Below are 19,001 nucleotides of genomic sequence, written 5' to 3'. Positions count from 1 at the left end.
TTAAGATAAGCTTGTTTTAGCATAAACATAAAGGAGACAAGTTGATGATGCCTTTGTTTCGCGCCGGCGCCATGCTCGCGCTGATGGCGCTCGGTGCCTGTTCGGCGGAGAAGCACCCGTTCGACCGCCATTTGGCCCAGTTGCGTCCGGACACGGTCACAGCGCTGCCCGATATGGGGTGGCCGGCTGGCACGCTGCTGTGCCCGCTGGGCCTTTATGAGAGCGAACTGAGCGAATCGGCGCCTCATGCAGATCGCGTTAACGCGTTCCTGAAGGAAAAGCATTTTCTGGGTGAGGAAGGTCTTTGGTCGCTGATCGTCGTCAAACCGATGGCCGAAGGGGACGCCGGTATCGAGCAGCTGTTTTTCAAACGCGGCGATTATGACGTGATCACTGAGCCGCAACGCATCGCGCAAGTTGCTGGAACAGTGTCGCCGGGGTTTGCGCCGCAGGCTTGTGCAAGCGTGGAGCAAGCCCGCGTGATGGTGACGCGTGAACCAGGATCGCAGCGAAAACTCGTCATTTTTGGGACGGCCTGAGCGAGATATTGATAAAACATATTTCTATCATCACAACATAGAATTGGATTCATATGTTGCGATGCGGCATCATTGCACCTGTCTCCTCTACTTCCTCACAGGAATTAGATTCAGCCCGCTCCCGCAGCGGGCTTTTTTTTGCCCGTTTTGAAGGCGCAAAGTTGCGCACGCTTGCTTGGCGTCATCGCCATCGTGTTGCTTTTGTGCATGTTAAACTGGGCCTTCCCCAGACCAAGGTTCCTGATGCTTCAATTATTTCGCCACACGCTGGAGTCCACGCCGATCCTCGCCCTGTTTCTCGTCATTGGCGCCGGTTATGCGCTGGGGCGTATCAGCGTGTTCGGTTTTTCGCTGGGCGTGGGCGGCGTGCTGTTCGCGGGGCTGGCGCTGGGCGCCTTCGCTCCTGGTTCCGTGCCGCCGCCCATGGTCGGTTCCATCGGCTTGCTGCTGTTTCTGTATGGCATAGGCGTGCAGTATGGCGTGCAATTTTTCGCCGGCTTGCGCGGCGCGGGCCAGAAACACAATCTGATCGCCTTTGCCGCCGTCATGGGCGGCCTGGCCGTGTCCGTCTGGGGCGGGCAGTGGATCGATATCTCGCTGCGTATGGCCAGCGGCGTGTTTGCCGGCGCCATGACCAGCACGGCGGCCCTGCAGGCGGCGCTGGAAGCGTCGCACGGCAATGGCGACGCGGCCGTCGGCTATGCCGTCGCGTATCCGTTCGGCGTCGTCGGCCCCATGCTGGGCCTGTACCTGGCCGGGCGCATACTAAAACCCGTGCTGACGCCGCCGCCTGCGCCCATCGTCGTGTCGGAAATTACCATCGATGAAGCGAAATTGGCGGGCGCTGCCCTGTCCGAACTGGCCGATGGCCCGCTGGCGGGCGTGCAAGTGATCGGCGTGCGCCAGGGCCACCAGAACCGCTTGCCTGATCCGGGCCTGGTGCTCGGCGTGGGCGACGCGCTGATGGTGTCGGGCACGGTGGCAGGCGTGGAAGCGGCACGCACGGCGCTGGGCCACCTGGATCCGGGCCGCTTGATGAAGGACCGCAGCGCGTTCGACGGCACGGAAGTGTTCGTGTCGGACGCGGAAATCGTCGGCGTGCCGCTGGGCGAGCTGAACCTGGCAAAAGACTTCCCGCTGCAGATCGCATTCATCCGCCGTGGCGACGCCATGATCCTGCCGCACCCGTTCCTGACGCTGGAATTCGGCGACAGGGTGATGGCCATTGCGCCAGCGAAACATGCGGCCGACGTGCGCAAGCTGTTCGGCAATTCCATCACGGCCACGGCCGAATTCAGCTATGTCTCGCTGGGCATGGGCATGGTGTTGGGTGTGCTGCTGGGCCTGGTGCCGATCCCGTTGCCGTGGATAGGCTCGTTCAGCCTGGGCCTGGCTGGCGGGCCGCTGGTGATGGCGCTGATTTTGGGCCGTTTGGGACGCGTCGGCAAGATCAGCTGGCGCTTGCCCCTGTCGGCCAACCTGGTCATGCGCAACTATGGCTTGACGATTTTCCTCGCCTCCGTCGGCATGGCCTCAGGTTTGCCGTTCGTGCAGCAGGTGGGCGCCGATGGCTTGCCCATGCTGGTGCTCGGCGCCGTGACGGTGCTGGTGGTGGTGGCTCTCGTGGTGATTTTGGGCAAGATCTTCCTGCGCCTGCCGTTTCCTGAATTGCTGGGCATTGCTGCCGGCGCCACGGGCAACCCGGCCGTGCTGGTGTTCGCCAACCGCCTGGCCAAGTCGGACCGTCCGAACCTGGGCTACGCCATGATTTTTCCCAGCATGACCATCGTCAAGATCGTTGCCGTGCAAGTGTTGCTGCATCTGTATGGCTGATGGCGGTCAATGCCAGACATCGAAACAATGCATGAATCTGACTTCCTGAATGATGGCGATAGTTCTTCTGGACGTAGCCGATACAGCCAGGAGCGCCGTAGATACCTTCCATGACCGCTCGAATGGTGGTCTTGATTTTTCTGAGGCCAGCCTTTCCATCCATTCAAGGCCCGCTTTGGGCGCAAGCCGCCAACGGCAGCAGTCAGCCAGTTCCACCCGCTCCCCTTTGCCGCGCCAGCCACCGTAAAACCGCTGGCGCGTCTCCCATTCTGTTGTACAATCATTGAGAACGGTCGTGCTTTTTTGTGCGCTGAGCTTCCTTGCGTGCAGTCATCACGGCAACTCATAAGAACAAGGAGACAGACATGGACCTGCATTACACGGCCGAGGAGACGGCTTTCCGCGATACGCTGCGCGCCTTCCTCGACACCCATCTGCCGGCGGACTTGCAGCGCAAGGTGCGCCAGCATCTGCGCCTGAACCGTGATGATTATGTGCGCTGGCACAAGATTGTCGCGCAGCAAGGCTGGGCCGCGCCGGCCTGGCCCGTCGAACATGGCGGCACGGGCTGGACGGCCGTGCAGCGCCACATCTGGGAAGACGAATGCGCGCGCGCCGCCACGCCGCCCATCCTGCCTTTCGGCGTCAATATGGTGGCGCCCGTCATCATGGCTTTCGCCAACGCCGAACAAAAAGCATATTATCTGCCGCGCATTTTGAATTGCGACGACTGGTGGTGCCAGGGCTATTCGGAGCCCGGTGCCGGTTCCGACCTGGCCTCGCTGAAAACCACGGCCGAGCGCGACGGCGACCATTACATCGTGAATGGCCAGAAAACCTGGACCACCCTGGGCCAGCACGCCGACATGATCTTTTGCCTGGTGCGCACCGACAGCACGGTGCGCAAGCAGGAGGGCATCAGTTTCTTGCTGATCGACATGAAAACGCCGGGCATCACCGTGCGCCCGATCATCATGCTCGATGAAGAACATGAAGTGAACGAAGTCTTTTTTGACAACGTGCGCGTGCCCGTCAGCAACCTGGTCGGCCAGGAAAACAAGGGCTGGACTTACGCCAAGTACCTGCTGGGCCATGAACGCACGGGCATCGCCGCCGTCGGCCGCTCGAAGCGCGAGCTGACTTTCCTCAAGCAGCTGGCCATGCAGCAAACCAAGCGCGGTGCGCCGCTGCTGCACGATCCCGCCTTTGCCGCCAAGGTGGCCCACCTGGAAATCGAATTGATGGCGTTGGAAATGACGGTCTTGCGCGTCATCAGCGACGAGGGCAAGGGGCCGGGACCGCAGGCCTCGATGCTGAAGGTGCGCGGCTCGGAGCTGCAGCAGCAGCTGACGGAACTGATGGTGGAAGCCATCGGCCCGCAAGCCTTGCCCTTCGACCCGGCATTTCTCGACGGCAGCGCGCCGCACAGCAGCGCTGGCGACGACCTGGCCGCGCCGCTGGCCGCGTATTACTTCAATTACCGCAAGACATCGATCTATGGCGGCTCGAATGAAATCCAGAAAAACATCATCACGCAGATGATCCTGGGCCTGTAAGCCAGAAGGAGACGACATGGACTTCCATTTTAATCAGGAACAGCAGCAATTTGCCGACGCGCTCAAGCGCTGGGTCGACAAAGATTACCCGTTTGAAACGCGGCAAAAAATCATCCATTCGGCCACGGGCACGTCCGATGCCGCCTGGGCCACCCTGGCCGAGCTGGGCATGACGGCCTTGCCGCTGCCGGCCGGCGCGGGCGGTTTCGATGGCACGGCCGTCGACATGCTGCTGGTGATGCAGGAACTGGGTCGCGGCCTGGTGGTCGAACCGTATTTCGCCACCGTGCTGGGCGCGCGTTTCCTCACGTTGGCGGGCGGCCACGATGCCATGCTGGAACAGGTCGCCAGCGGCAGCCTGAAGCTCGCGTGCGCGCTGGGCGAGCGCCAGTCGCGGCACGATATGCACGACATCGCCACGAGTGCCATCGCCAGCGGCGACGGTTTCGTGCTGGACGGCGAGAAAACCGTCGTCATCCATGGCGCGCAGGCGGGCGCGCTCGTCGTGTCGGCGCGCAGCGGCGGCAGCCAGGCTGACACGGACGGCATTTCGCTGTTCCTCGTGCCCGTTGACGCGCCCGGCGTTTCCGTGCGCGATTACCGCACCATCGACGGCCAGCGCGCCGCCACCGTGACCCTGGTGCAAGTGGTGCTGGGGCAGGACGCCCTGATCGGACAAAAGGGGCAGGGCTGGGCCGTGCTGGACGCAGCGCTCGACTATGGCGCCGCCTTGCTGTGCGCGGAAGCCGTGGGCGCCATGGATGCCATCTTTGCCGCCACTCTGGAATACCTGAAAACGCGCCAGCAGTTCGGCGCGCCCATCGGCAAATTCCAGGCCTTGCAGCACCGCATGGCCGACATGTTCATCCACCTGGAGCAAGCCCGTTCGATGGCCATGCTGGCCGCCGCCAAGGTCGACAGCGAGGATGCGTCTGAGCGCCGCCGCACGGTGTCCGCCGCCAAGGCGAGAGTCGGGCTGGCCGCTACATTTGTCGGCCAGCAAGCCGTGCAATTGCATGGTGGCATGGGCGTGACGGACGAATTGCCCGCCGCCCACCATTTCAAGCGCCTCTCCATGATCGCCCTGACCCTGGGCGACGTGGAGCACCATATCGAGCGCTTTATCGCCCAGCCGGGCTTCTTGCCGACGGAGGCCGCATGACCGCATTGACGGAAATCAAACCCAAGCATTGGTATTTCGAAGACTTTACGCAGGGCCTGGAAATCGACCTGGGCCAGCGCCATGTGACGGAGGCGGAAATCATCGCCTTCGCCACGGATTTCGACCCGCAACCGTTTCACGTCGACCATGCGGCGGCGGAAAAAACCATCTTCAAAGGCGTCATCGCCAGCGGCTGGCACACCTGCGGCATGATGATGCGCCTGGTGGTGGACAATCTGCTCAAGCACTCGTCCAGCATGGGCTCGCCCGGCCTGGACAGCATCCGCTGGCTCAAACCCGTGCGAGCCGGCGACACCTTGCAGCTGACCTACCAGGTCAAGGAAGTGCGCCCATCGACGTCGAAGCCGGACCGCGGTATCGTCATTTCCGTGTGGAGCGTGCGCAACCAGCACGGCGAGGTGGTGACCACCGTCGAAGGCATGGGCATGTTCGGCCGCCGTCCTGCCGGAGAACACCATGCGTGATATCGGCGGCATTGCCGGTTTCCAGGCATTGGCGGGGCAGCATGTGGCCGTCTCCGACTGGCTCACCATCACCCAGCAGCGCATCGACACCTTCGCCGACGCCACGGACGACCACCAGTGGATTCATGTGGACGCCGAGCGCTGCGCGCGCGAGTCGCCCTACGGCTGCACCGTGGCGCACGGTTTCCTGACGTTATCTTTGCTGCCCGCCATGCTGCAGGGCGCTTTGCATATGGCCGGCATCCGCATGGCCATCAACTACGGTTTGAATAAGGTGCGCTTTCCCGCCCCCGTGCCCGTCGGCAGCCGCTTGCGCGCGCGGCTCGACATTCTTTCCGTCGAGGACTTGCCGGAAGGCGCGCAAGTGAACTGGGCCGTCACCATGGAGCGGGAAGGTGACGCGAAACCCGTGTGCGTGGCGGAGTTTTTGATGCGCTGCTATCCGTAAATAATCAATCTCACGCCCCCTCCGACGCGCAATACCTGTCCCGCCCCGTATGCTTGGCGCGGTACAGCAGGGCGTCGGCGGCGCGGATCAGGGCGCTGGGGTCCATGCCTTCCGTTGGCATGACGCTGGCCATGCCCAGGCTGACGGTGACGTGGGGGCCGACGCTGGACCTGGCGTGGGCAATTTCCAGCGCGCGCACTTCGTCGAGGATGCGCTGGGCCACCACCTCGGCGCCTTCGCGCGTTTCCTGCGGTAGCAGGATGATGAATTCCTCGCCGCCGTAGCGCGCCAGCAGGTCGGGCGGGCGCACGGCGCAGCGGCGCAGGGCGGCGCTGACCTGCTGCAGGCACAGGTCGCCCGCCTGGTGGCCATACGTGTCGTTGTAATCCTTGAAGTGGTCGATGTCGGCCATGATGAGGGCCATCGGCACGCCGTCGCGCGCGCAGCGCCGCCATTCGCTGTCCATGGTCTCGTTGAAGCTGCGCCGGTTGGCCACGCCCGTCAGCGAGTCCGTCAGCGACAGTTCGCGCATGGCGTCGGCTTGCCGCTTGATGGTCAGCTGGCTGCGCACGCGGGCGCGCACGACGGCCGCGTTGAACGGCTTCGTGATGAAGTCGACGGCACCCGCTTCCAGCGCCCGTGTCTCGTCTTCGGGTTGGTTCAGGGCCGTGACGAAGATGACGGGAATGGCGCAGAGGAGGGCCGATTCGCGCAAGGCGCTGCACACGGCATAGCCATCCATGCCGGGCATGACGGCGTCGAGCAGGATCAGGTCCGGCAGTTGATTCTGCGCAATTTCCAGCGCTTTCTCGCCGCTCAGGGCGAACAGCACCTCGTGCTCCTCGCGCAGTAACTGGTGCAGGATCTGGATGTTTTCCATGGCGTCATCGACGATGAGGATGCGCCCGTTCATGGCAAGGTTGGTCCAGCTCACTTGTTTTCCTCTCGTTTCAGCTGATCGAGCACGAGTTTTTCCGCTTCGGAAAAATTCAGGGTCTCGATCGCGTTTGCCATCGCCAGGGCCGCTTCCCGGTCTGACTGTTGCAGGGCGGGGTGCAGGGCGTGGAAGTGCGCCAGCGCCTTCAGGTTATTGTTGCGGATCAATACAAGCAGTTCGGCCAGGCCGGCGTGCAGGTCGAGCGGTGCGCTGCCGGGCGCGGCAGCTGGCGGCTGGCCGCGCCGCAGGGGCGAGGGCAGGGTGCGCGTCGCGTTGATGACTTCGGCCATCGCCCGTTCCAGCTGTCCCAGCAAGGCGGCCGTGGCGTGCGATGGCCCCGTTTTCAGCGCCTTTTCCGCCTCGGCGGCCAGGCTGGCGACGTGCGTGGCGCCCAGGTTGGCCGCCACGCCGCAGACGCGGTGCAGCAACTGCGCCGCCTGCTGTGTCTGGCCAGCGGCCAGCAGGCGCCGTGTTTCTTCGACGGCGTCGCCTTGCGAATTCTCAAACCGCTTGAGCAGGGCCAGGAAGGCGCCGTAGTCGCCGCCGAAGCGCTGCAGGGCCGCCGCCAGGTCGATGCCGGGCACCGTGGCCGGCAGGTCCGGCGTCTGCGTGGCTGCATCGGCTGCTTGCAAGGCGCTATCGGCACCCAAGGGCGCCGGCACCAGCCGCGTCAGGGTCTCGATCATGTCGTCGACATCGATGGGCTTGGCCACGTGCGCATTCATGCCGCTGGCAACCGCGCGCAGGCGGTCCTCGTGCATGGCATTGGCCGTCATGGCGATGATGGGCAAGTCCGGCAAGCCCAGCGCGCGGATGGCCAGCGTGGCGTCATAGCCATTCATGACGGGCATCTGCAAATCCATCAGCACCACGTCCCAGGCGTGCGGCGTGCTGGTGAGCATGTCGACGGCCAGCCTGCCGTTGGCGGCCATGGCCACGCGCGCACCCGAGTGCAGCAAGATGTACTGCGCCACTTCCTGGTTGATTTCATTGTCTTCCACCAGCAGCACGCGCATGCCTTCCAGCAAGCCCGACAGAGGAGTGGACACGGGCAGCGCGGACGGGGCGCTACGGCCATTGCGTCCATCCCGCACGGCGGTGACGGCCGCCAGCAGGCGCGCCGGGGTCGCCGGTTTCGACACGATGCCGGCCAGCATCAGGCTGTCGGCCAGGCGTTCGAGGTTTTCGCTGTCCTGGTCGGCCACCAGCATGAGCACGGGCGGCAGCGCCAGGTGTTCGTCGGCGCGCGCCTCGGTGAGCATGGAAATGCCATCCATGCCGGGCATGGCCGCGTCGAGCAGCACAAGATCGGCCGGCGGCAAGCCGTCCAGGCCGCTGGCGCTGGCGCGCAGCAGCGCCAGGCCGGCCGCGCCACTGTCGGCGCTGCGGCTGTGCCAGCCTTGCGCCGCGCACCAGTCTGCCAGCATGGCGCGCACGCTGGCGTTGTCGTCGATGATCAGCAGCGACAGGGCCTTGGGCGTACTCTTGCCGGGCGGCTCGGGCGGTGGTGCCGCCTTGTCGAAGCGGCAGCTGAAGCGGAAGTCGGAACCTTCGCCCAGCGCGCTTGTCACGCTGAGGGTGCCGCCCATCAATTCCACCATGCGCCGGCAGATGGCCAGGCCCAGTCCCGTGCCGCCGTATTTGCGGCTGGTGCCGCTGTCGCCCTGGGAAAACGCGTCGAAGATGCGTTCCTGTTCGGCCGCGGCTATGCCGATGCCCGTGTCGCGCACGGAAAACGCCAGCGTGGCGCTGGCCGCATCCTCGGCCAGCATGCCGATGGACAACACCACTTCGCCATGCGCGGTGAATTTGACGGCGTTACCCACCAGGTTGAGGAGGATCTGCTCCACGCGCAGGGCGTCGCCGATCAGTTCGTCCGGCACGCCGGGGTCGAGCACGAAGACGGGCTCCACGCCGCGCGCCCAGGCGCTGTTGGCCAGCAGCACGCTGACGCTGCCCAGCATGCGTTCGAGCTGGAAACGGCGCTGTTCCAGCAGCATCTGTCCCGCCTCGATCTTGGAGAAATCGAGCACGTCGTTGACGATATTGAGCAGCGACTGCGTGGCCATCTGGATCTTGCCGACATAGCTGCGTTCGCGCCGTTCCAGCGGCGACTCTTCCAGCAGGCGCGCCAGGCCGATGATGGCGTTCATCGGCGTGCGGATTTCATGGCTCATGTTGGCGACGAATTCGCTCTTCGCGATACTGGCCGCCTCGGCCTTGTCGCGCGCGCGCACCATTTGCTCGTTGAGTTCATGCAGGCGCAATTGCGTGCGCTTGAGTTCAGAGACGTCCGAGGCCAGCACGAAGAAGCCGCGCACGCCGCCGCCGTCGTCGACATCGGGGATGTAGTTGGTCCACGTGTGGCACACCTGGCCCGTGGGATCGAGCAGGTCGCGCTCGAAGCTTTGCGGCCGGCCCGCCAGCACGCCGTCGACATGGTGTGCATACACGTCGAACAGTTCCTGCCCCAGCAATTCGCGCATGTGGATGCCGGCCAGTTCGGCGCTGCTGCGGCCAAACCATTCGTTATAGAATTTATTTGCGAAGCGGCAACGCAGATCGGCGCCCCAGTACGACACCATGCCGGGCAGGTTGTCGGTGACGGTGCGGATGAAGCGCTCGTTCTGTTCCAGGCGCCAGGTGGTGGCGTGCAGCACCTCGGTGGCGCGCCTGCGTTCCGTGATGTCGATCGAGACCCCCAGCACGTGGCTGGCGCGCCCCGCATCGTCGCGCAAGACCACCTTGCGCGTGGTGAAGTGGCGCGTGGTGCCGTCGGCCGTATTGATCGCTTCCTGTTCGATTTCCACCATCTGCCCCGTGGCCAGCAGCTTGCGGTCGGCGCTGACGAAGGCGGCCGCCTGCTGCGGCGGGAAGAAATCGTGGTCGGTCTTGCCCAGCAATTGCTCGCGCGAGCGTCCCAGGGTCAGTTCCGCGTGGCGGTTGACCATTTCAAAGCTCAGCTTGTCGGCGCGCTTGACGAAGACCATGGCCGGGATGTTTTCGATGATGGTGCCGAACAAATGTTTCGAGTGGCGAAATTCGGCTTCGCTGCGCTTGCGCTCGCTGACGTCCAGCCACAGGCCCGACACGCCCAGCAACTGCTGTTCCGGACCGAAAATCGGGTGATACGAGATGATCCAATGACTCAGCTGTTCGCGCTGCCGGCCGCTGTGGCCGTTCAATTCCATGTCGACGATGGGCATGCCCGTCGCCAGCACCTGGCGCACGCAGCGCTCCACGTCCGCGCGCACGGCGTCGTCGCACAGCATGGCGCCCACGGGACGGCCCAGATGCTGCGTCACGCTGGCGCCGTGGAGGGCGGCCAGGTAGTGGTTGATCATGACGATGCGCAAGTCCAGGCCCACGAACAGCATGCCGATCGGTGCCGTCGCGTACACGGTTTCCAGCAGGCGCGTGGATTTTTCCAGAGCCAGCGTGCGTTCGGCCACCAGGCTTTCAAGCTGCGTGCGGTGGCGCCGCAGGTCGCGTTCCAGCGCGCCCAGGGCGCTGGCCATGTCGGCCGATTCGCGGTCCGCGTGCTTGTTCGAGAGCAAGGGTTTGCCCTGCGCCAGCGCGTCGATCTGCAAAGTCAGTTCTTGCAGGGTGCGGGCCAGGCGGCCGCCCACGCGCCAGGCCAGGGCAAAGCCGGCACCGAGCAGCAGGGCCAGGATGACGGAACCCGTGACTACCGAGCCCAGCAGCGCCTCGGCCACCGTGCTGGTGCGCATGGTGACGGCCACCGTCCAGCTGTCGTCGGGAGCGCGGCGAAAGCCCGTGTAGACGTCCAGGTCTTCCAGGGTGGCATGGCGCAGCACGCCCTCGGGCGCCTGGCGTATCTGTTCCAGCAGGGGCGCCACGCTGCGCTGGCCCACGTAGCGCTGTGGCGCCAGGGTGCGCGCCACGTTGATGCCGTCGGCATTGATGATGGCCGCGCCCAGGTAGGCAGGCAGGTGCAGTTCGCGCAGCAGCACGGGCAGGTAGTCGGGCGGGTACAGCGCCGTCAGCACATGGGCAGCCCCCTGGGCACGCGGCAAGGGCAGGTTCAGCGCCAGCCGCGGCACCTCGTCCGGCGCCATGAGCAGGCTGGTCAGCCGCGGCTTGCCGTACTCGCGCGTGCGTTCCATGCTGGCGGCCCATTTTTGCGGCAAGGGGGGCGGTGCCTGGTTGGCGGGCAGGGCCGTATTGATCAACTGGCGTCCCCTGGCGTCGGAGACGATGAAGGCCAGGCCTGGCTGCAACAGGCTGTCGGCCAGAGTGCGCAGGGCGCCGATGTCGTCCGTCTGCAGGGCGGGCGAGGCGGCGAGGATGCGCGCGGCCATCTGGGCGCCGTGCAGGTCGCGTTCGACGGCGGCGGCGACTGCCCGCGCCGCCTGCGCCGTTTCGCTGACGACATGCTCGCGTTCGCGTGTGTAGCTTTGCGCCACGAGCAGCAGAAACACGAGCGCCGTCGGCATGACCCAGGCGAGCACCAGCCATGAAATTCTTGAGCGTATCGAAGGCAAATCTTGCACCCGGAAAGCTCCCAGAATGGATGAGTCGACAGGCAGGCTCACGCAGGCGCTGGCTGACCTTGAATGAAAAGATGCTAGACGAAATTGATTGCGCTGACAAGCCTAGCTTCTTGAATGGAAAAAAGCTTGTGCAAGGTATACAGAAGAGGGGTGACACCGATCCCGCCGTGGCGGCGGGATGGCAATGCAGCTTACGGAACGACGGTCAGCACGTCGACATCGATTTCCGGGCTTTCCATGAAGTCTTTTTCCACTTCGCCACGGATTTCCACCTGGGTTTTGGCGTCGATCTTGCGGTTCATGAAGACCTTGTCGTCGATGTCCACGCGGATTTCCGCCGTGCCATCGGAGAAGGTGTATTTTTCCTTGCTCACTTTGCGCAGCAAATGGCCGCGCAGCACGACAGCCTGGTCATCGACGGGATTTTTCAGGATGGCGGCTACGCTGCTGGGCGCGGTAGGGCCGGCCGTCGGCCCCACGTATTGGGCTTGCGCGCTGCCGGCCAGCAAGGCGCTGGCGGCGGCCAGGGAGACGATGAATTGACGGTGCAATGACATGGTATTCCTTTGAAAGTGACTGCCTTATCAGAAAAACACGGCGGTGCGGGCAATGATAGCACCGGCATTGCCATCGGGTACGTTCGCCAGCACGCTGCCCGTGCTCGCCGAAAGGCAGTGCCATGCGCGCGCACGGGCGGCAAGTGTTTCCTTTCGGAGTGTTGAAATGCGCGAAAATCAAGCCACGGAATGTATTTTCTTTAAGAAACAACAGGTTCTGGAATAAAATACCCCCGCACGCCGCTGGTGTGCATCGTCTGAAGCATCTGTCGAGGAGCAAGCATGGCAAGGCCAGAGAAAGTCCGGCTCGGTGAAATTTTGGTGCAGCAGAAATTGCTGACGGAAGAACAGTTGGGACAGGCCTTGACGGAACAGAAGCGCTCGGGGCGCAAGCTGGGCCGCGTTTTTGTCGAGCACGGTTTTGTCACGGAAGAGCAGATTTCGGGCGCCCTGGCGCGCCAGCTCGACATTCCCTACATCAACCTGAAATTTTTCAACATCAATCCGGAACTGGTGCGGCTGTTGCCGGAAACCCAGGCGCGGCGCTTCCGCGCACTGGTGCTGGAAGACCGGCGCGAGGGCTTGCTGGTCGGCATGTCCGATCCCACCGACCTGTTCGCGTACGATGAAATCTCGCGCCTGGTCAAGCGCCATATCGAGCTCGCTGTTGTCAATGAAACGGAAGTGCTGGCCGCCATCGACCGCATCTACCGCCGCACGGAGGATATTTCCACCCTGACGCGCGAGCTGGAGCAAGACCTGGGCGACGTGTCCGTCGACTTTGGCGCGCTGGCCGCCAATCCGGGCCTGGAAGAGGCGCCCATCGTCAAGCTGCTGCAATCGGTGTTCGAGGATGCCACGCAGGTGCGCGCCTCGGACATCCACATCGAACCGCAGGAAGGCCGGCTGCAGATCCGTTTCCGCATCGACGGCGTGCTGCACCTGCAGACGGAAGCGGACAGCAAGATCGCCAGTTCGCTGGCGCTGCGGCTAAAACTGATGTCGGACCTGGATATTTCCGAAAAACGCTTGCCGCAGGATGGCCGCTTCGCCATCCGCGTGAAAAACCAGCGCATCGACGTGCGTATTTCCACCATGCCGACGCAATACGGCGAATCGGTGGTGATGCGGTTGTTGAACCAGGGCGGCACGACCTTGCGCCTGGACGCCATCGGCATGCCGCCCCAGCTGGTGGAACGTTTCCGCGCCATCGTCAACCGCCCGAACGGCCTGGTGCTGGTGACGGGGCCGACCGGTAGCGGCAAGACGACGACCTTGTACTGCGCCCTGGCCGAACTCAATTCCGTGGAAAAAAAGCTCATCACGGTGGAAGACCCGGTCGAGTACCGCTTGTCCGGCATCAACCAGGTGCAAGTGAACGAGAAGATCGAGCTGAGCTTTGCCCGCGTGCTGCGCTCGGCCCTGCGGCAAGATCCCGATATCGTGCTCGTCGGCGAGATGCGCGACCAGGAAACGGCGCAAATTGGCCTGCGCGCCGCCATGACGGGTCACCTGGTGCTGTCGACGCTGCACACCAACGACGCCATCAGCACGCCGCTGCGCCTGATGGACATGGGCGTGCCGCGCTACATGGTGGGCAGCTCGCTGCAAGCCGTGCTGGCGCAGCGCCTGGTGCGCGTGATCTGCGAAAGCTGCAGCACGCCCTACGTGCCCACGCCGAACGAGTACGAATGGCTGCGCCTGGAACTGGGCGAGCTGGTCGAGCGCAACCAGTATTTCCATGGCAAGGGCTGTTCGCATTGCAATGGCATGGGTTATCGGGGCCGCACGGGCGTGTACGAATTGCTGGAAATCACGCGCGCCGTGGCCGATGCCGCCAACCATGCCGATCCGTCCCACTTCATGAAGGTGGCGACGGCGCAGATGGCAGGCGACACCCTGCGCCGCCACGCCGTGCAGCTGGTGGTACAGGGACGCACGACGGTGATGGAAGCGATGCGCATCAGCAACCAGAGCGAGGATTGAGGTGCCATTTTTCTCCTACAAGGCACGCAATGCCAGCGGCGAGCTGCTGACCGGCGTGATGGAAGGCGCCGACAGCGGCGCCGTGGCCGACCAGTTGTTTTCCACCGGCGCGACGCCGGTGGAAATCCTGGTGACCAAAAAAGCCGCCACTACCGGCGCCGATATCGGCTGGTGGCAAAAACTGACGGAGAAAAAAGTCAGTTCGATGGATGTGCAGCTGTTCAGCCGCCAGTTGTACACCCTGCTCAAGGCGGGCGTGCCCATCATGCGCGGCCTGGCCGGCCTGCAGGAGTCCGCCATCAGCCCCGCGTTCGGGCGCATCATCAAGGATGTGCGCGAATCGCTCGACGCGGGCCGCGAACTGTCGGCCGCCATGGCGCGCCACCCCACGGTGTTCACGCCGTTTTACCTGTCGATGGTGCGCGTGGGCGAAATGACGGGGCGCCTCGATGAAGTCTTCCTGCGATTGTTCGACCACCTGGAGTTCGACCGCGACATGCGCGCGCGCGTGAAGTCGGCCACGCGCTACCCCACCTTCGTGATCGCGGCGATGATCATCGCCATGGTCATCGTCAATATGTTCGTGATTCCCCAGTTCGTGAAAGTGTTTGCCAGCTTCAATGCCGAACTGCCCTTGATGACGCGCATCCTGATCGGCACGTCGGCGTTCATGGTGGCGTATTGGCCTTTGCTGCTGGTACTGACGATCGCCGCGATCGCCGGATTCAAGGCCTGGCTGCGCACCGTGTCTGGCCGCTATACGTGGGATCGCTACAAGTTGAAATTTCCTATCGCCGGCAAGATCATCCTGAAAGGCACGATGGCGCGTTTCGCGCGCAGCTTCGCCCTGTCCAGTACCAGCGGCGTGCCCATCGTGCAGGCGCTGACGGTGGTGTCGCAGACGGTGGATAACGCCTATCTGTGCGCCCGCGTCGAGCAGATGCGCGACGGCGTCGAGCGCGGCGACAGCATCTTGCGCACCTCGGTGGCGGCAGGCGTCTTCACGCCGGTGGTGCTGCAAATGATCGCCGTCGGTGAAGAGTCCGGTTCGCTCGATGACTTGATGGATGAAATCGCCCAGATGTACGAGCGCGAAGTCGATTACGAATTGAAGACCTTGTCCGCGCAGATCGAACCCATCCTGATCGCTTTTCTTGGCGCCATGGTGCTGGTGCTGGCGCTGGGTATCTTCCTGCCCGTGTGGGACCTGGGCAAGGTGGCCCTGCACAAATGAGGCCGCGCATTGCGTCAAAAAACAACATCTTGGCTGGCAAGGCAAGGCAGCGCGGCTTTACCTTGTTTGAGCTGGCCGTCGTGGCGTCCGTCATCGCCGTGCTGGCGGTCGTGCTGCTGGGCCGAATGGAGGTAGTCCAGCAGGAAGCGGAGCGGGTTGCCGTGCAGCAAACGCTGCTGGCGCTGCGCACGGGGCTGCGCATGCAGGTGCTGGAACTGTATGCGTCCGACCGGCAAAACCAGTTACCGGCGCTGGCGGGGCAAAACCCCATCGATTGGCTGGCTGAGAAGCCGGCCAATTATTTGGGCGCCTATAGCGCGCCGGAGATGGAAAAACTTCCCCAAAGTCATTGGTTTTTTGATAGAAGTAATGCAGAATTGATATATATATTAAATCGAAGCAACAGTTTCGGTGCCAGCTATTCCGAGTTGCTTCGATTCAAGGTAAGCTTGCGGCAAGCGTCCGCTACCCGGACCCAGCCCTCAACGCCGGTTGATGCGCCGCAGGTGGCGCTGATACAGTTGGGCGAGGCGGGCGGGCTGAAATAGCTTTTCTATTCTGCCGGCAAATTTTGCCAGCATTGTTTTTTTGATTTTTTGGAGATCAGCATGAAACTGCAGTCAATTCGTCGTTTTCAACAAGGTAGCCAAGCGGGCTTTACGCTGATCGAGTTAGTCGTCGTCATCGTCATCCTGGGCATCCTCGCGGCCACCGCGATTCCCCGTTTTAGCAGTTTGTCGTCCGACGCCCGCCTGGCGAAAGTCAACGGCGCCCGCGCCTCAGTACAGGCCGCTTCTTCCCTGGCTCACGCACAATGGCTGGTCGATGGCTCACCCACCACCGCGCCCGTCAAAGTGAAGATGGAAGGCCAGGACATCACCATGACGAATGGCTATCCTGACGCTGCCGGCATCGTAGTGGCGGCTGGTGGTTTGGATGACTACGAATTTTCGGGAACGGGCCCCGTCTCGATCGCCGCCGATGCCGACCATCTCAAATGCGCGTTTACCTATACGCTCGCCTCGGCCACTGCGGCCGCGTTGGTGGGTCCCGCGCCGACCGCTGCCGCTGCCAAGACAGATTGCTGATGACGTAAGCTCCGCCTGCTGCGGCCATGCGCGCCGCAGGCGATCCGCCTGGCTTGCCAGGCGTTTTTCATTCTTCAGGGCATGTTTCTTCCGGCATGCCGCTCATTGCCACAGGTGTCCACGATGCTGTCTGCAGCAGGTTTGATGTTTGCCGGGCCTGCCAGCCGTGGGCGGCGGCAGCGCGGCTTCACCCTGGTCGAGCTGATTGCCGTGCTGGTGGTGGGAGGCCTGCTGGCAGCCGTCGCCATGCCGCGTTTCTTCCGGCAAGACAGTTTTGATGCGCGCAGCTTTGCCGATCAAAACGTGAGCATGCTGCGCTATGCGCAAAAACTGGCGATCGCGCAAAACCGTCCCGTCTTCGTGCAGCTCGACGGCACCCGCATGGCCCTGTGTTTCAATACTGCCTGCGACGCGGCCAACCGCGTCTTGCCGCCTGCGGGCGGCAACAGCGGCCGCAAAGCCACCTTGACCGCTTGCGCCAATACCACGGCATGGCTGTGCGAAGCGGCACCCGGCAAGATCAGCTACAGCTCGCCGTTGGACATCGCCGCTTTTTATTTCAATGCCCTGGGCCGCCCGTTCAAGGCGGCCGACGCCGAACCCGTATCGACTTTTCCCGCGCGCATCAGCATCGGTATCAAGGACGGCGGCATGACGCGCAACATCATCGTCGAAGGGGAAACGGGCTATGTCCACTACTAAGGGCGTCGCCATGGCGGCGCGCGGGCCGGGGCAGCGCGGCGTGACCCTGATCGAGCTTGTCATTTTCATCGTGGTGGTCAGCATCGCCGTGGTGGGCCTGCTGCAAATTTTTACGCGCACCACGGCCAGCAGCGCCGATCCGCAATTGCGCAAGCAGGCGCTGGCCATCGCCGAAGCCATGCTCGATGAGATCGAAGGGGCACGGTTTACGTTTTGCGACCCGCTCGCCGATCCGGCCGCCGATGTGGCGACGAATGCCGCACCGTTCGACAGTGCCACCAATCCCACCGGCTGCAACACGCCGCAAAATGTCAGCGCGACGGTGCCCGCCACGGGGCGGCCGTATTACAATGTCAGCGACTATGTGCGTGCCTTCAACACTGCCGTGAGCTACAAGGAGGACGTGGCCGGAAAATTGCTTCCTGACGGCTATAAGGTGAGCGTGGCCATCAGCCCCGACGCGGGACTGGGGCCGGCCGGCGCCATGCTGCCTTCGGACGCCCCGCCTGTCAACATGAATGTCTTGCGCATCACGGTCACCGTGACGTATGGCGCGAATCAACAGCTCGTGCTGGCCGGCTACCGCACGCGCTACGCAGGCAATGCCGTGCCATGATGATTTCTTTACGCCCCCGGCAGTGTGGTTTCACCTTGATCGAACTGATCGTGGTGATCGTCATTACGGCCATCGTCGCCGGCATGGTGACGGTGTTCATCCGTGCCCCCATACAAAGTTACCTCGATGTCAGCGCCCGCGCCGAACTGGCGGACGCGGCCGATTTGGCATCGCGGCGCATCACGCGCGACGTGCGCCTGGCCTTGCCCAACAGCGTGCGCGTGACGCCCGATGGGAAGTATCTGGAGCTGCTGCTGACCAAGACGGGCGGGCGCTATCTGTCGGAAGACGACCCGAACACGATACCGGGCAATGTGCTGGCCTTCGATCCCCTCACGCCGGGCAACCTGGATGTATTTACCATCGTCGGCGCTGCGCCGTCCGGCGTGCAAACCATCGTTCCCGGCGACTTTATCGTCGTCAACAATCTGGGCGATCAGCCTCCTGTGGACGCCTATGATTGCAGCGGGCAGTGCAACCGCGCCCAGGTCGCTTCCATCAGCGGCATCGATGTCACGCTGGTCAAGAACCCCTTTGTCGCGCAAACACCCTCCATGCCTTCCCTCAGCTATCGTTTCCAGGTGGTCAGTACCGTCGTGACCTATCATTGCGCGCCGAATGCGAATGGCACGGGCACGCTGACGCGCTATGCCGGCTATGACATCCAGCCCGCCCAACCGGTGAGCACAGCGGCGCTGACCGGCGCGCCGTCTGCGGCGCTGATGGCCAATCAGGTGGCCCGTTGCGACTTTTCCTTCGCTACGCTGCCCAACCTGCAGCGCGGCCTGGTCAGTGTCAGCCTGACCCTGGGCGCACCCGGCGGCAACGCTGGCCAGATCACGCTGGTGCAACAGGCACAGGTCAATAATTCGCCATGAGACTATCCCTATCTTCCATGCCGCAGCGGTGCCGGCCATGCCGTCCGGCGCGCGGCTTCAGCATCGTCACCGCCATCTTCCTGCTGGTGGTGCTGTCCGCGCTGGGCGTGGCGCTGCTCTCCATTTCCACCATGCAGCATGCCGAGTCGGCGCTGGACGTGCAGGGCGCGCGCGCCTACCAGGCGGCCCGCGCCGGCATGGAGTGGGGCGTGTACCGGCAGCGCGTCAACGGCAGTTGCGAAGCCAGCCGCGATTTTGCCTTGCCCGCGAATAGCGCACTGAGCGGCTTTAGCGTGACCGTGCGCTGCACGCAGGCGGCCGGCGCATTGCCCCGTTTCCAGGTGATTGCGACCGCCTGCAACCAGCCTGTGGGTGGCGTGTGCGCCACTGCCAATGCCACCAACCATCCCGATTATGTGCAGCGCGTCGTGCAGGCCGAGTTTTAAATACGCTACTCTCAAGGAAC

Annotated in this window: 17 protein-coding genes; 14 read left to right on the top strand and 3 right to left on the bottom strand. The window is 63.5% G+C overall.

Translation table 11 applies throughout. The features are described 5' to 3' along the window. The first annotated feature begins 44 nt into the window (after positions 1–44). The 6 genes from CLU91_RS06105 to CLU91_RS06080 all read left to right on the top strand — a co-directional run bounded on the left by CLU91_RS06105 (position 45) and on the right by CLU91_RS06080 (position 6,023). Positions 45–539 carry a hypothetical protein gene (locus CLU91_RS06105; protein WP_100873446.1) on the top strand — a complete coding sequence of 165 codons (495 nt, stop codon included), beginning with the start codon at positions 45–47 and terminating at the stop codon, positions 537–539. Between the two features lie 243 nt (positions 540–782). Continuing rightward, a complete protein-coding gene (locus CLU91_RS06100; protein ID WP_100873445.1) occupies positions 783–2,372 on the top strand; it encodes an aspartate:alanine exchanger family transporter in 1,590 nt (529 codons plus the stop codon). Between the two features lie 365 nt (positions 2,373–2,737). Further along, positions 2,738–3,928 carry an acyl-CoA dehydrogenase family protein gene (locus tag CLU91_RS06095; RefSeq protein WP_100873444.1) on the top strand — a complete coding sequence of 397 codons (1,191 nt, stop codon included), beginning with the start codon at positions 2,738–2,740 and terminating at the stop codon, positions 3,926–3,928. A 16-nt stretch (positions 3,929–3,944) separates the two neighbouring features. Next, positions 3,945–5,090, top strand: coding sequence for an acyl-CoA dehydrogenase family protein (locus CLU91_RS06090; RefSeq protein WP_100873443.1), 1,146 nt, complete (start codon positions 3,945–3,947; stop codon positions 5,088–5,090). Continuing rightward, complete coding sequence (locus CLU91_RS06085; RefSeq protein WP_100873442.1) at positions 5,087–5,575, top strand: MaoC family dehydratase; 489 nt, start codon at positions 5,087–5,089, stop codon at positions 5,573–5,575. Before CLU91_RS06090 ends, CLU91_RS06085 begins: the two co-directional genes overlap by 4 nt. Continuing rightward, on the top strand, positions 5,568–6,023 hold the full coding sequence (locus tag CLU91_RS06080; protein ID WP_100873441.1) for a MaoC family dehydratase: 456 nt from the start codon (positions 5,568–5,570) through the stop codon (positions 6,021–6,023). Before CLU91_RS06085 ends, CLU91_RS06080 begins: the two co-directional genes overlap by 8 nt. Before the next feature lie 10 nt (positions 6,024–6,033). On the opposite strand, the gene CLU91_RS06075 is transcribed toward CLU91_RS06080, so the two are convergent. The 3 genes from CLU91_RS06075 to CLU91_RS06065 form a co-directional block, all read right to left on the bottom strand. Beyond that, positions 6,034–6,957 (bottom strand): diguanylate cyclase domain-containing protein, encoded by a 924-nt coding sequence (locus CLU91_RS06075; RefSeq protein ID WP_100873440.1) that lies wholly within the window; start codon positions 6,955–6,957, stop codon positions 6,034–6,036. After that, positions 6,954–11,432, bottom strand: coding sequence for a PAS domain-containing protein (locus CLU91_RS06070; protein WP_157814622.1), 4,479 nt, complete (start codon positions 11,430–11,432; stop codon positions 6,954–6,956). Before CLU91_RS06070 ends, CLU91_RS06075 begins: the two co-directional genes overlap by 4 nt. 233 nt (positions 11,433–11,665) lie before the next feature. Next, entirely contained in the window at positions 11,666–12,031 is a 366-nt protein-coding gene (locus CLU91_RS06065) for a YgiW/YdeI family stress tolerance OB fold protein (RefSeq protein WP_100873438.1), read from the bottom strand. Positions 12,032–12,313: 282 nt separating this feature from the next. On the opposite strand from CLU91_RS06065, the gene CLU91_RS06055 reads away from it, so the two are divergent. The 8 genes from CLU91_RS06055 (at position 12,314) to CLU91_RS06020 (ending at position 18,981) form a co-directional block, all read left to right on the top strand. Beyond that, positions 12,314–14,017, top strand: coding sequence for a GspE/PulE family protein (locus CLU91_RS06055; RefSeq protein WP_099763383.1), 1,704 nt, complete (start codon positions 12,314–12,316; stop codon positions 14,015–14,017). Between the two features lies 1 nt (position 14,018). Then, positions 14,019–15,251, top strand: a complete 1,233-nt coding sequence (locus tag CLU91_RS06050; protein WP_100873437.1) for a type II secretion system F family protein — start codon at positions 14,019–14,021, stop codon at positions 15,249–15,251. After that, a complete protein-coding gene (locus tag CLU91_RS06045; protein WP_100873436.1) occupies positions 15,248–15,799 on the top strand; it encodes a type II secretion system protein in 552 nt (183 codons plus the stop codon). Before CLU91_RS06050 ends, CLU91_RS06045 begins: the two co-directional genes overlap by 4 nt. Before the next feature lie 60 nt (positions 15,800–15,859). Continuing rightward, entirely contained in the window at positions 15,860–16,339 is a 480-nt protein-coding gene (locus CLU91_RS28685) for a type II secretion system protein (RefSeq protein ID WP_100873435.1), read from the top strand. A 123-nt stretch (positions 16,340–16,462) separates the two neighbouring features. Continuing rightward, positions 16,463–17,041, top strand: coding sequence for a pilus assembly FimT family protein (locus tag CLU91_RS06035; RefSeq protein WP_100873434.1), 579 nt, complete (start codon positions 16,463–16,465; stop codon positions 17,039–17,041). Continuing rightward, positions 17,028–17,657, top strand: a complete 630-nt coding sequence (locus tag CLU91_RS06030) for a prepilin-type N-terminal cleavage/methylation domain-containing protein (RefSeq protein WP_232730641.1) — start codon at positions 17,028–17,030, stop codon at positions 17,655–17,657. Before CLU91_RS06035 ends, CLU91_RS06030 begins: the two co-directional genes overlap by 14 nt. After that, a complete protein-coding gene (locus tag CLU91_RS06025) occupies positions 17,654–18,535 on the top strand; it encodes a prepilin-type N-terminal cleavage/methylation domain-containing protein (protein WP_100873432.1) in 882 nt (293 codons plus the stop codon). Before CLU91_RS06030 ends, CLU91_RS06025 begins: the two co-directional genes overlap by 4 nt. Beyond that, a complete protein-coding gene (locus tag CLU91_RS06020) occupies positions 18,532–18,981 on the top strand; it encodes an agglutinin biogenesis protein MshP (RefSeq protein ID WP_100873431.1) in 450 nt (149 codons plus the stop codon). The genes CLU91_RS06025 and CLU91_RS06020 overlap by 4 nt, the downstream gene beginning before the upstream one ends. Positions 18,982–19,001: the final 20 nt, after the last annotated feature.

Source organism: Janthinobacterium sp. 64, assembly GCF_002813325.1.
Classification (GTDB): Bacteria; Pseudomonadota; Gammaproteobacteria; order Burkholderiales; family Burkholderiaceae_D; genus Janthinobacterium.
This window is presented reverse-complemented; position numbering and strand designations above follow the sequence as displayed.